The sequence below is a fragment of the Streptomyces sp. AB3(2024) genome (assembly GCF_041862025.1).
In the GTDB taxonomy this organism is placed as follows: Bacteria; Actinomycetota; Actinomycetes; order Streptomycetales; family Streptomycetaceae; genus Streptomyces.
Map to the genome: position 1 here is coordinate 16010 of NZ_JBGWAB010000052.1, position 12293 is coordinate 28302.

A 12293-nucleotide genomic window follows, 5' to 3' on the forward strand; every position below is an offset into this window, starting at 1 on the left:
GCCGGCCGCCGGGCGTCAGCTCGTGGTGGTATCCCGGGTCAGACCGTGGTCGCAGAGAGCCTCACGGGCAGGTCGTGGAGGTCGTTCTGGGTCAGGATCGGCTTGTTGCGCAGCTCCGCGCGGCCGACGGCCAGGCTCAGGTCCGGGAAGCGGGCGTAGAGGGCCGGGAGGGCGACCAGGGCCTCCAGGCGGGACAGGGCCGCGCCGGGGCAGACGTGCGGGCCGTGGCCGAAGGAGATGTGCCGGTTGGGGGTGCGGGTGATGTCGAACTCCCCCGCGGTCTCGCCGTGCTGGGCCTCGTCGCGGCCCAGCGCGCCGAAGGACACGATCAGGCCCTCGCCCTCGGGCAGGATCCGGTCGCCGACCTCGATGTCCTCGGTGGCGAAGCGGATGAGGACGTGCGAGGTCGGGGTGGACCAGCGCAGGGTCTCCTCGATGACGTTCTCCCAGGGCACCTCCCCCGCGAGGACGCGGGCGCGCTGCCCGGGGTGGGTCTCCAGGGCGACGACGGCGTTGACGATCAGGCTGATGGTGGTCTCGTGGCCCGCGGCGACCATCAGCTGGAGGGTGTTGGTGATCTCCTCGGTGCTGAGGTGGTCGCCGTCCTCGGAGGCCGCGATCAGGGCGCTGGTGAGGTCGTCGCCCGGGGTCTCGCGCTTGGACTCCACGATGCGGGAGAAGAGCGCGCCGAGGTCCGCCATCATCTGCGGGACTTCCTCGGGCAGGGTCTGGGTGGAGAAGAACTTCTCGAAGAGCGCCTTGAGCCGCGGGTGTTCGCCGGCGTCGACGCCCATCAGCTCGCTGATGACGTTCATCGGGAGCGGGTACGCGAAGTGCGCCTTCAGGTCGACGCTCTCGCCGGCCGGGAGGGTGGCCAGCTTGTCGAGCATCTCCGTGGTCAGGGCCTCGATGCCGGCGCGCAGCTTCTCCACCCGGCGCACGGTCAGGGCCTGGGCAACCAGGGTGCGCAGGCGGCGGTGCTCCTCGCCGTCGACGGTGAGCATGGAGCGGCCGGGGTTGGCGAGGCCGATCAGCGGCCAGTCCAGGGGGATCTCGCCGCGCTGCCAGGCCCCCCACACGTTGATGTCCTTGACCACTCTGGGGTCGGTGAGCAGTCTCCTGGCCTCGGCGTGGTGCGTGACGGCGTACACGCCGACGCCGCCGGGCAGCACGACGGGGACCAGCGGGCCCGCGGCGCGCAGGGCGGCGCTCTCGGCGTCGAGGTCGGCGACGAACGGGTCGAGGACCAGGGGGGCGGGGCCGGTGTGGTCGATCGGGCAGGTCATCGGGCGGCTCCAAGAGCGGGGGTGGGAGTGAAGGTCACGGGGAGCGCGGTCAGTCCGCGCAGCCACGGCGAGGGACGCCGGGTGAGCTCCTCTGCGGGGCCGGCCAGGTCGACGTCGGGGAGCCGGTCGAGAAGGACCTCGATGCCGGTCCGCGCGATGACCTCGGCGACCTCCTGGGCCGTGAAGGGGCAGCGGTGTTCGCCGTGGCCGAAGGAGAAGAAGGCGTTGTTCCCGCCGGTGAGGGCGCCCGCGTCGGTCCGGACGGCCGGGTCGCCGTTGGCGGCGGCCAGGCCCAGCAGGACCAGGTCGCCGCTGCCGATGTGCTGTCCGCCGAGCTTGGTGTCGCGGGTGGTCCAGCGGCCGGCGACGTTCTGGGTCGGGGTGTCCTCCCAGAGCACTTCGTTCATGGCTTCGCCGACGCTGTGGCGGCCGCCGGCCAGGGAGGCGGCGAACCGGTCGTCGGTGAGCATCAGGCGCAGCGAGTTGCCGATCCAGTCCGCGGTGGGCTGGTGGCCGGCGGCCATCATCACCATCAGGTCCTGGGCGACCTCGTCGAGGGTGAAGCCGGCGGTGTTGGCCAGCATCCGGGAGGCGACGTCGTGACCGGGCTCGGCGGCCTTGGCGGCGAGCAGCCCGTACATCGACTCGCCGAGGTGGCGCTGGCCGTCCAGGGCGCCCTCCCGTCCGTTGATCATGTCGTTCATGGCGGTGACGAGGCCGGGGCCCTGTTCGTCGGAGAAGCCGTAGATGCGGGCGAGGACGCGCAGCGGCAGGAGCATGGCGTACTCGCCGACGATGTCGCACGCGCCCCTGCCGCAGAGCTGGTCGATCAGCTCGTCGGCGAAGCGTTCGGCGTGGCCCTTGAGTTCGAAGGGGTCCACGGCCTCCAGGGCGGCGGAGATCACGGCGGCGCGTTCGCGGTGGCGTTCGCCGACGGTGTAGAGGATGGACGGCTGCTTGCGGCCGATCATCGGGAGCAGGGGCCAGTCGGCGGGGATGCGGTCCCACTGGTTCCACAGGTCGGAGTCGCGCGAGAAGAGCTGGGGGTCGCTGGTGACCTGGTGGAGTTCGCGGTAGCCGAGGACCAGCCAGGCCGGGACGTCGCCGTCGAGGACGACCGGGGCGACGGCGCCGTGGTCACGGCGCATCTCCCGGTACAGCTCGGCGGGTTCGGTCTGGAAGCGGGGGCCGCCGAGGTAGACGGGCTGGGGCTCGGGGGTGGTCACGGGGTGGGCTCCGGAATCGGGGGCTGGAGGGCCGTCTGGGGGTGTCGTGCGCGCTGGAGGTGCTGGAGGTGTTCGACGAGGGAGATCAGCACGTGCTTGCTGGACTCGCGGGAGCGGGCGTCGCAGAACAGCAGTGGCACCTCGGGCGGCAGGTCGAGGGCGCCGCGGACCTGCTCCGGGGTGTGGGTGGGGCCGCCGAAGTCGTTGCAGGCCACGACGAAGGGCGTGCCGTGGTGTTCGAGGCGGTCGATGGCGTACCAGGAGTCCGCGAGCCGGCGGGTGTCGACCAGGACGACCGCGCCGAGGGTGCCGGAGAACAGCCGGTCCCACAGGAACCAGAACCGCTCCTGGCCGGGGGCGCCGAAGAGGTAGAGCACGTTGTGGGCGTCGAGGGTGACGCGGCCGAAGTCGAAGGCGACCGTGGTGGCGGTCTTGGCGTTGATGCCTTCGGTGTCGTCGACGGCCTCACCGGCCTTCGTCATCGTCTCCTCGGTGTTCAGCGGGCGGATCTCGCTGACGGAGCGGACCATGGTGGTCTTGCCGACGCCGAAACCGCCCACGATGACGATCTTGAGGCCGTTGTCGGCGGTGCTGCTGAGGGCCTGACGGGGCTCGCCCGGGTCAGAGGTTGCGGAGTCCAACGAGCACCTGCTCCAGGATGTCGAGGTCGGGAAGGCGGTACGTCGTGGCGCGGGGGTGCCGTGCGCTGATGCGGCCGGTGCCGTGGAGGTCGGCGAGGAGGATCCGGACGATCGACACCGGCAGACCGAGCTCGGCCGCGATCTCGACGACCGCCGTCGGGAAGCGGGACATCCGCAGGATCGCGGCGTGCTCGGACTGCATGCCGGGCACCGGGTCGCATTCGGCGACGATCAGGGTGACCAGGTCGAACGCGTCGGAACCGGAGCTGCTGCGGCCGCCGGTGAGGGTGTAGAGCCGGTCCGGGGAGTCGTCCCGGCCCGGCCTGCCGCGGCTCATCCCCGGGGCCTGGCGATCAAATGTTCGCTCAGCTGCTCCACCAGTTCGGACATGTTGTGGCCGACGAGGCCCGCGTCGGCGTCGTCGGCGGCGACGAGGGCGAGGTGCGCGCCCTCGCCGGCCTCGACGATGAAGAGGATGCCGCCGTAGAACTCGGCCATGGCGGATCGGACCCCGCCGCTGCCGTCACCGAACTCGATGGACGCCCCGTGGGACAGGCTCTGGATGCCCGCGGAGATCGCCGCGAGCTGGTCGGCCTGGTCGACGGAGAGCTCGGGGGTGCGGCACAGCTTGAGGCCGTCGCGGGAGAGCACGAGGGCGTGCCGGGCGCCGGGGGTGCGCTCCAGGAGACCCTCCAGGAGCCAGCTGAGCGTCTCGTCGGTGGTGGAGCCGGTCATTGCGTGTTGCCTTCCGGGTGCGTGGGGGTCGAGGGCTGCTGCGCCGAGGTGCCGCGCACGGCCTGGCGGAAGCTGCCGAAGCGGGTGGCGGACTGGGAGGCGCTGCCGGGGGCGGCCGGGGTACGGGCCGCCGCGCCGGCGGCGTCGGGTCCTTCGGGGTGGGCGGCCGCCAGGGTCCGGCCGCGCCGCCGCTGGGGCAGTCCGCTCTCGCCGAGCACCGGGGTCGTACCGGTGGTTTCGGAGTCGGGGGTGGTGTCCGCGCCGTCGTGGACCGGCTCGGCCTCCGGGGCGGGCGCCTGCGCGGGCGCGGCGACGGCCCGCGGGGCGGGTTCGGGGGCGCCGATCAGCGGCGGGGCGGGGACGGGTTCGGCCGGGGCGCGGCTGATCAGGTCCTGCGGGAGCATCATCAGCGCGCCGGTGCCGCCGCGCGCGGAGGGCCGGAAGGACACCGTGAGCCCGTGCTTGCGGGCGAGGCGGCCGACGACGGCGAGGCCGAGGCGGGTTCCGGAGAGTCCGGCCAGGTCCAGGGACTCGGCGGTGACGGCCTGTTCGGCGCGGCTCAGCTGGATCTCGCTCATGACGAGGCCGCTGTCCTCGACGGTGATGATGATCCCGGCCGGCACCTCCTCCACGTAGACGTGGACCTCGGCGGTGGGCGGCGAGAAGTTCGCAGCGTTGTCGAGGAGTTCCGCGAGGGCGTGCATGACGCCTTCGGCGGCGTGTCCGGCGACGGCCGCCTCGCTGGTGGAGTGCAGGCGCACCCGCTGGTAGCCGCCGATGCGTCCCATCGCGCCGCGCAGGATCGACTCCATGACGATCGGCTTGGCCCAGCGGCGGCCCGAGCGGGCTCCGGTGAGGACGGCGATGGAGTCGGCGAGGCGGCCCGCCTGGGCGGTGCGGTGGTCGAGGTGCAGCAGGTCGCCGAGGACTTCCTCGTCGGCGTGCTTGTGCTCCATCTCGCGCAGGTCGGCCAGCATTCCGGTGGCGAGGGCCTGCATGCGGCCGGCCGCGTTGGCGGCGGCGGCCATGGCGGCGGCCCGTCCGGACCGGGCCAGGCGCAGTTCTTCGGCCAGCCGTTCGCGGGTGGCCTGCTGCGCGGCGGTCAAGCTGTCGAGCTCGGCGGTGTGGGCGGCCGTCAGCCGGTCCAGTTCGGTGGCGCGGGCGGTGGTCCAGTGGTCCATCTCGGCGGTGTGCGCCGCGACGAGCCGGCCGCGTTCGGCGGTGTGGGCCGCGCTCTCGCGGGCCGCGTCGGCGGCGAGCCGGGCGATGTGCGCGTCACGGACGGCGACGTCGGCGGTGAGCGCCGAGACCTGGGCGCGCAGCTGCCGGGCATTGCGCGCCCACCAGGTGACGGCGCAGGCGGCCACGGCGAGGAGCAGCGATCCGGAGGCCGCGAACCATCCGAGGGGAACGCGGATGGACGACGGGGCCGCGGCCACCGCCGCCATCGAGAAAGCACCCGTGGCCGCCGCGGTGACGAGCAGCGCGAGCGCGGAGGGGCGAAGGGGGGAGGGCGACGCCGTCATTAGTCAAAGCCTCAAACCGGGCGTAAATGGAAGAGAGGGTTCCTGTGGCAACGAGGCACAACTATAAGAGGATTGCTGATCGTTTAGGAAAGGTTTTGTCGAATATCACGCTCTGTAGCGCCCACTAAGGCTGCATCTGGAGCGGTTTCGGGGCTATGCCATGGCATCCTGTGACGTCACAGCTCGCCGGACGGGATCGGCGGAGGGGCGTCCGGGGAATATGGGGAAGGTCATGAGGCTCTGCTTCCTGGTGGAAGAGCACTACCGCCGTGACGGCATGCCGAACGAGGTGATCCGGCAACTGTCGGCATGGGGACACCGGGTGGACGTGGTCCGTCCGGGGGGCTCCCTGCTGCGCATGGACGAGGTCGTCCGCTCGGGCTTCCACGACGCGTGGGTGCTGAAGACCGTGTCCGGCGGACCGGGGCTCACCCTGCTCGAAGCGGCGGCCGCCGCCGGCATGACCACGGTCAACGACGCCCGCGCGATCCGCGGCGTACGGGACAAGGCGCTGGCCGCCGCCATCGGCAGCGCCCGGGGCCTGCCCCAGCCGCAGACCTACGCCGTCGCCCGGCCCGAACTCCTCGCGGAGATACCCGACAGCGCGTACCCGCTCGTGGTCAAGCCCGCCGACGGCAGCTCCGGGCGGGGCGTGCACCTGCTGGCCTCGCCGGACCGGCTCGCCGCGCTCCTGCCGGAACTCGCGGGCGAGGCCATGCTCATCGCGCAGCCGTACGTCCCGAACGCGGGCACCGACATCAAGGTGTACTGCGTGGACGGCGAGCTCTTCGCCACCGAGCGCTGCTCCCCCCTGCACCCGGACGCCACGGTCCGCGAGCGGCAGGTGCCGCTGCCGGCCGAAGTGGCCCGGATCGCCGCCCGGGTGGGCGAGGTGTACGGGCTGGACCTGTACGGGGTCGACGTCCTGCTGGGTCCCGACGGGCCGGTGGTGGTCGACGTGAACGACTTCCCGAGCTTCCGGCAGGTACCGGACGCCGCGGCCAGGGTGGCCCGTGCCGTCCTGGCGCTGGCCCGCGCGGGCGGCCGGCGCGAGTGCCCGCCCGCCGCGCCGTTCGTGCTGCCCGTGACGATCCCGCTCCAGGTGGCCGCGGGCGCGGGGGACGGCGCGTGAGGATCGGCCTGATCACTCCGGACGCCGGGCACCCCCTGCTGGCGGCCACCGCCCGGGCGTTGGCCCCCGGCGGGCACGCGGTGGACGTGCTGGATCCGGCCGCCGGACCCGCGGGGGCGGCCGACGCGCGGGCCGACATCTACCTGCTGAAGGCGCGCACCCCCTCCGCGCTGGCCCTGGCCCGGGAGCTGGAGCGGCGGGGGGCGCCCGTGCTGAACTCGGCCGCCGCCACCGAGGCCTGCCAGGACCGTACCGGCATGGCCGAGCTCGCCCTGCGGGCCGGGCTGCCCTTCGCCCCCACCCGCACCTTCGCCGCGGCGGCGCTGCTGGAGGGCGCGGCGGGGCTGCCGTGGCCGATGGTGGTCAAGAGCCGGCGCAGCCACAAGCACGACCTGGTCGCCCGCCTCGACGGTCCCTCGCGGCTGGCGGAGCTGGTGGGCCACTGGAGCGAGGAGCCGGTCGTGGTGCAGGCGTTCGCGCCCAACGACGGCTGGGACCACAAGCTGTGGGTGATCGGGGACCGGGTCTTCGCGGGCCTGCGGCGTTCCGAACTGGCCGCCGGGGGCAAGGAACCGGCGCGGAGCCTGGACCGCCTTCCCGACGGCTGGGCCGAACTGGCGCTGCGGGTGGGCGAGGTGTTCGCGCTGGACGTCTACGGCGTGGACGTCATCGGCACCGCGGGCGGCGCCCCGCTCATCGTGGACGTCAACGCCTTCCCCGGGATCCGGGGCCAGGCCGGCGCCCCCGAGGCCCTCGCGGCCCTGGCCCTGCGCCGGGCCGCGGGCTGATCCCCCGGCGGCTGCGGGCGTAGCGTGGGGGCGGTCTACGGAGGGGCGGTCCCATGCGCGCGGTGGTGTTCGAACGGTACGGGGAGCCGGCCGAGGTCCGGGAGGTGCCCGATCCGGCGCCGGAGCCGGGCGGGGTCGTGGTGCGCGTCGAGGCGACGGGGCTGTGCCGCAGCGACTGGCACGGCTGGATGGGCCACGACCCCGACATCACCCTGCCGCACGTCCCCGGGCACGAACTGGCCGGTGTCGTCGAGGCGGTGGGCACCGGGGTGTCCGCCTGGCGGCCCGGCGACCGGGTGACCGTCCCCTTCGTCTGCGCCTGCGGCACCTGCCCCGACTGCGCGGCCGGCGAGCACCAGGTGTGCGCCCGCCAGACGCAGCCCGGGTTCACGCACTGGGGTTCCTTCGCGGAGTACGTGGCCCTGGACCACGCCGACGTGAACCTGGTGGCGGTGCCCGGGGAGCTTTCGTACGCCACGGCCGCCGCCCTGGGCTGCCGGTTCGCCACGGCGTTCCGGGCGGTGGTCGCGCGGGGCCGGGTGGCGGCGGGCGAGTGGGTCGCCGTCCATGGCTGCGGCGGCGTCGGCCTGTCCGCGGTGATGATCGCGGCGGCCGCGGGCGCGCGGGTCGTCGCCGTCGACACGGCCCCCGCGGCACGGGAACTGGCCCTCTCCTTCGGCGCGGCCCACGCCCTCGACCCCCGGGCCGCCGGGCCCGCGGGCGCGGCCGGGGCCGTACGGGAGCTCACCCGCGGCGGCGCCCACCTCTCGCTGGACGCCCTGGGCTCCCCCGCCACGGCCGCCGCGTCGGTGGCCGGGCTGCGCCGGCGCGGGCGGCACGTCCAGGTCGGGCTGCTCCCCGCGGAGTCCGGCCCGGCGGCGCTGCCGATGGACCGGGTCATCGGCTGGGAGCTGGAGGTGCTGGGCAGTCACGGGATGGCCGCCCACGCCTACCCGCCGATGCTGGAACTGGTCCGCTCAGGCGCGCTGCGCCCGGACCTGCTGGTGACCCGTTCCCTCCCGCTGTCCGGCGCCCCGGCGGCCCTCGCCGCGATGGGCTCGGCGCCCGGCTCCGGGGTGACGGTGGTCCTGCCGCAGGAGTGAGTCCCCGGGCGGCGGCGGGCGGAGCGGGCCCGGCGGCGGGGCGTCAGACGGACCGGGCCCGGCGGGCGTGGCGGTGGCGGTGGCGGATCAGGAGTGCCGTGCCCGCGGCCACCGTCAGGAGGGCGCCCGCCACGGCGAGCGGCCAGACCGGGACGCCGCCCACGGTGAGGACCTCGTAGCGGTAGACGGCCCGCTGGTAGGGGGTGTCCTCGGCGGTGGCGCGCAGTTCGTGGTCCCCGTCGATGCGGGCCGGGTCCGGGAACCTCTGGTCGATCGCGGTCAGGAACACCGGCTGGTCGCCCGCGAGTTCGGCCAGCGGGCCCTTCGGGTTGATCCGTCCGGCGAAGGTCACCTCCGGGGTGGCCCCGCCGATCGCGGAGGCGGGCTCCATCCGGTGGGCGGCCAGCACGAACAGGCCGAGGGACTGCGGGGTCCGGGCCAGCCGGGACAGTCGCATCGGGTAGACGAGGCGGGTGCTGTCGAACCGGATCCGCAGCGGGTCCAGTTCACCGCTCAGGGGCCTGCCCTGGTCGCGGGGGGCGAGACGGACGGCCACGTACTCCCACTTCTGGTCGACGTACGGTTTCAGTTCGACCGCGAGCCGGTCGGGCAGCTTGAACCCGTTGGTCTCCAGCCAGGTGCGCAGGGCGTCCGGGTCGGTGGCGGTGAGCCGGGCGACGTCGAAGTCGCCGAGCCGCTCGCGGCCGACCACGCCGACCGAGGGGGCGGCGCCGGGCGGTGCGGCGCCGACGTGGCGGTCCCGGTCGTCGGCGAAGGGCCAGTCGGTGTCGCGCGGCCAGAAGTACGTACGGGTGCGGTGCACGGGCCGGGTGAGTTCGGTGAGCGCGGGGAAGAGCCCGGCGTCGCCGAGGCCCACGGTCGCCCGTCCGGGGACCGGCATGATCCAGGCGGCGCGACGGGCGTCGCCCCCGACGGTGAACCGCATCACGATCTCTTCGGCGCGGCCGTCCCAGCGCACCACCGAGGCCTCCCGGTCGACGCCGATCCGCGACGCCCCGTCGGGAACCATCGCCCCGCAGCCGCATGCGTAGGCGGGGCTGATCAGGGAGCCCGCCAGGACGGCGAGCAGGGCGAACAGCAGGGCCGGGATCCTTCGCTTCATCCACACGGGTCTCAGACGAAGGTGCCCGAGATCCGGTTCCGGTCCCCTCCGGTCCGGTTCCGGTCCCCTCCGGACCTTCCGGCCACCTCGGCGCCATCCCCCGGCCATCGGGGGCTGCCAGCATGCCGAACACCCACCCAGAGTTGTACATACAACTTTCGACCCCGGGAGCCCCGATGTCCTCGACGGCGATCAGCGATTCGCCCGCACCCTGGCTGCGCGACAACTGCCCCTGCGGCGACTGCCGCGATCCGCGCACCGGTCAGAAGCTGTTCCAGATCACCGACCTGCCGCCCCGGCCCGCCGTCGGCTCCGCGCGCGAGCTGCCGGGCGACGACGGGCCCGTGTGGGAGGTGATGTGGGAACCCGACGGGCACCGCTCGCGCTACCCGGCCGCCTGGCTCGACGCCCACTGCCCCGGCGGCCCGCAGGGGCCCCGCGGCGACGGCCGGACCGAGGCCGACAAGGAGCTGTGGGCCGCGGCCGACCTCACCGGACGGCTGCCCGGGGCCTCGTGGGACGCCTACATCGGCGACCGCTCGGTACGGATCCGGGCGCTGGAGAGCGTTCGGCGGCTCGGCTTCGTCCTGCTGCGGGACGTCCCCCACCGGGACCGGATGGTGCTCGACGTCGCGGAGACCTTCGGATTCGTACGCCGGACGAACTACGGGGAGCTCTTCGAGGTCCGGGTCGAGGCCGACCCGAACAACCTGGCCTTCACCGGAGCGGCGATCGGCCCGCACACCGACAACCCGTACCGGGACCCGGTGCCGACCGTGCAACTGCTGCACTGCCTGCGCAACGAGGCGCTCGGCGGGGACTCCGGGCTGGTGGACGGCTTCCACGCCGCCGCGCTGCTGCGGCAGGAGGCCCCGCGGGCCTTCGACGTGCTGACCCGGGTTCCGGTGGAGTTCGTCTTCACCGACGCGCGCACCGAACTGCGCGCGCAGCGGCCCCTGATCGACGTGGACCCGCTCGGGCGGATCCGCGAGATCCGGTTCAACAACCGTTCCTTCGGCACCCTCCACGAGAGCGCCCCGGTCCTGGAGGAGTTCTACGCCGCCTACCGGCGCTTCGGCGAACTGCTGCTCCGCCCGGACCTGCGCCTGGACTTCCGCCTCACGCCCGGGGACTGCCTCATCTTCGACAACACCCGCCTGCTGCACGCCCGTACGGCCTTCGCCGAGAGCGGCGGACGCCACCTCCAGGGAGCGTACGCCGACCTCGACGGACTGGGCTCGGCCCTGGCCGTGCTGCGCCGCGAAGGAGGCGCCGCGTGAACGCCGGAGCTCCCGCCCCCCTCGATCTGCTCGCCGCGCTCTTCGCGGGCGAGGGCGCGGCCGAGTACCTCGGCGAAGAGGTCACGCAGGCCGAGCACATGCTCCAGGCCGGCGCCCTCGCCGAGGCGGCCGGGGCCCCCGCCCATCTGGTGGCCGCCGCTCTGCTGCACGACATCGGCCATTTCCACGGGACGGTGACCGGCCACGACCTGATGGAGGAGGGCCTGGACAACCGGCACAGCCACACCGGGGCCGACTGGCTGGCCCGATGGTTCGGGCCGGAGGTGACCGAGCCGGTACGGCTGCACGTGGCCGCCAAGCGCTACCTGTGCACGGCCGAGCCCGGATACTTCGGCCTGCTCTCCGAGGCCTCGGTGCACACCCTGCGCGTGCAGGGCGGGCCGATGACGGCGCGGCAGGCCCGTGCCTTCGAGGCGCTGCCCGGGGCCGCCGACGCGGTCGCCGTGCGGCGGTGGGACGAGCGGGCCAAGGACCCGCTGGGGGTGACCCCGGACTTCGCGCACTTCAGGCCGCTGCTGGCGTCGCTGCTCCGCACCCGGGACTGAGCCCCGGCTCACGGCCGCAGCCGGCGCCCCAGGGCACTGGCCGCCGTCGAGTGCGCCGTGAAGGCCACCGTCCCGGGCAGGTAGCGGTCCTGCGACCACTCGACCGGGGTGCCGGCCGGGTCGGTGGACCGCCGCCGCTCCCGCAGCAGCGCCTCACCGGCCCGGCAGCCCAGCAGCCGTGCGTCGTCGGCGTCGGCGGGGGTGATGTCGATGGTGTGGTGGGCGTCGGTGAAGAGGACCCCGTGCCGGGCGAGCTGCTCCGAGTACGAGACGGTGTCCATGGGCATCCCCGCCACCAGGGCGCCGACCGCCCGCGGGTAGGTCGTCCGCTCCACCATCACCGGCTCCCCCGCCAGGGTGCGCAGCCGCAGTACCCGGTACACCGGGTCGCCCGTGGCGATCCGCAGCTGCTCCGCCTCCTCCCCGTCCGCCGTGCCCGGGTCCACGGCGACGGTCCGGCCGCCCGGCTCCTGCCCCAGCGAGCGGGCCCAGCGGGTGAAGCTGCGCAGCTCGGTGGCGGCGTTCTCCTCCCCCGGCCCGCCGAGCACCACGCGGCGGGTGCCGCGGCGGGAGGTGATCAGGCCGTCGGTGCGCAGCGCGGCGAGGGCCTGGCGTACGGTGCCCCGGGAGACGGCGTAGCGGCGGGCGAGTTCGTCCTCGGCGGGAAGCCGGGCCCCGGATCCGTACGCGCCGGCGGAGATGGCCCCGCGCAGGTCCTCGGCGACCTTCAGGTAGAGGGGCGTCCGGGCGGAGGCCCTGCGGGGTTCCCGGTGTGCGTCTGCTGCCTGCGGTGCCTCGTTCACGGGCCCCAGACTGCCATGCGGGCCGTGGGCGCGGCGGCCCCGCTCGACCCGGTCCCCGCTCCCTCCCATACTGGGGCCTCGTGA

13 protein-coding genes are annotated in these 12293 nt (G+C 74.3%); 5 read left to right on the plus strand and 8 right to left on the minus strand.

Translation table 11 applies throughout. The features are described from left to right. Positions 1-38 precede the first annotated feature (38 nt). The 6 genes from ACEPPI_RS20955 to ACEPPI_RS20980 are packed head-to-tail and all read right to left on the minus strand — an operon-like array spanning position 39 to position 5414. Positions 39-1286 (minus strand): cytochrome P450, encoded by a 1248-nt coding sequence (locus tag ACEPPI_RS20955; protein ID WP_373916773.1) that lies wholly within the window; start codon positions 1284-1286, stop codon positions 39-41. Beyond that, the gene (locus ACEPPI_RS20960; protein ID WP_373916774.1) at positions 1283-2512 is read right to left on the minus strand and encodes a cytochrome P450; all 1230 of its coding nucleotides are present in this window, start codon (positions 2510-2512) and stop codon (positions 1283-1285) included. Before ACEPPI_RS20960 ends, ACEPPI_RS20955 begins: the two co-directional genes overlap by 4 nt. Next, positions 2509-3153 carry an ATP/GTP-binding protein gene (locus ACEPPI_RS20965; protein ID WP_373916775.1) on the minus strand — a complete coding sequence of 215 codons (645 nt, stop codon included), beginning with the start codon at positions 3151-3153 and terminating at the stop codon, positions 2509-2511. Before ACEPPI_RS20965 ends, ACEPPI_RS20960 begins: the two co-directional genes overlap by 4 nt. Then, positions 3134-3490: a DUF742 domain-containing protein gene (locus ACEPPI_RS20970; RefSeq protein ID WP_030234280.1), complete on the minus strand. Its 357-nt coding sequence runs from the start codon at positions 3488-3490 to the stop codon at positions 3134-3136. Before ACEPPI_RS20970 ends, ACEPPI_RS20965 begins: the two co-directional genes overlap by 20 nt. Beyond that, entirely contained in the window at positions 3487-3888 is a 402-nt protein-coding gene (locus ACEPPI_RS20975) for a roadblock/LC7 domain-containing protein (protein ID WP_356212535.1), read from the minus strand. The genes ACEPPI_RS20970 and ACEPPI_RS20975 overlap by 4 nt, the downstream gene beginning before the upstream one ends. Further along, on the minus strand, positions 3885-5414 hold the full coding sequence (locus tag ACEPPI_RS20980; protein ID WP_373916776.1) for a sensor histidine kinase: 1530 nt from the start codon (positions 5412-5414) through the stop codon (positions 3885-3887). The genes ACEPPI_RS20975 and ACEPPI_RS20980 overlap by 4 nt, the downstream gene beginning before the upstream one ends. Positions 5415-5646: 232 nt before the next feature. On the opposite strand from ACEPPI_RS20980, the gene ACEPPI_RS20985 reads away from it, so the two are divergent. The 3 genes from ACEPPI_RS20985 to ACEPPI_RS20995 are packed head-to-tail and all read left to right on the plus strand — an operon-like array spanning position 5647 to position 8437. Then, on the plus strand, positions 5647-6546 hold the full coding sequence (locus ACEPPI_RS20985) for a RimK family alpha-L-glutamate ligase (protein ID WP_373916777.1): 900 nt from the start codon (positions 5647-5649) through the stop codon (positions 6544-6546). Continuing rightward, positions 6543-7334, plus strand: coding sequence for a RimK family alpha-L-glutamate ligase (locus ACEPPI_RS20990; protein WP_373916778.1), 792 nt, complete (start codon positions 6543-6545; stop codon positions 7332-7334). The genes ACEPPI_RS20985 and ACEPPI_RS20990 overlap by 4 nt, the downstream gene beginning before the upstream one ends. A gap of 53 nt (positions 7335-7387) precedes the next feature. Further along, entirely contained in the window at positions 7388-8437 is a 1050-nt protein-coding gene (locus ACEPPI_RS20995; protein ID WP_373916779.1) for a zinc-dependent alcohol dehydrogenase family protein, read from the plus strand. Positions 8438-8480: 43 nt separating this feature from the next. Here ACEPPI_RS20995 and ACEPPI_RS21000 read toward each other — a convergent pair whose 3' ends face one another. Further along, positions 8481-9560 carry a DUF2330 domain-containing protein gene (locus ACEPPI_RS21000; protein WP_373916780.1) on the minus strand — a complete coding sequence of 360 codons (1080 nt, stop codon included), beginning with the start codon at positions 9558-9560 and terminating at the stop codon, positions 8481-8483. A 176-nt stretch (positions 9561-9736) separates the two neighbouring features. Between ACEPPI_RS21000 and ACEPPI_RS21005 the strand changes: the two genes are divergently transcribed. Continuing rightward, positions 9737-10840 (plus strand): TauD/TfdA family dioxygenase, encoded by a 1104-nt coding sequence (locus ACEPPI_RS21005; protein WP_373916781.1) that lies wholly within the window; start codon positions 9737-9739, stop codon positions 10838-10840. Next, the gene (locus tag ACEPPI_RS21010; protein ID WP_373916782.1) at positions 10837-11406 is read left to right on the plus strand and encodes a phosphonate degradation HD-domain oxygenase; all 570 of its coding nucleotides are present in this window, start codon (positions 10837-10839) and stop codon (positions 11404-11406) included. The genes ACEPPI_RS21005 and ACEPPI_RS21010 overlap by 4 nt, the downstream gene beginning before the upstream one ends. Positions 11407-11414: 8 nt before the next feature. Here the strand turns inward: ACEPPI_RS21010 and ACEPPI_RS21015 are convergent, their stop codons facing one another. Next, the gene (locus tag ACEPPI_RS21015; RefSeq protein WP_373916783.1) at positions 11415-12209 is read right to left on the minus strand and encodes a GntR family transcriptional regulator; all 795 of its coding nucleotides are present in this window, start codon (positions 12207-12209) and stop codon (positions 11415-11417) included. Positions 12210-12293 lie beyond the last annotated feature (84 nt).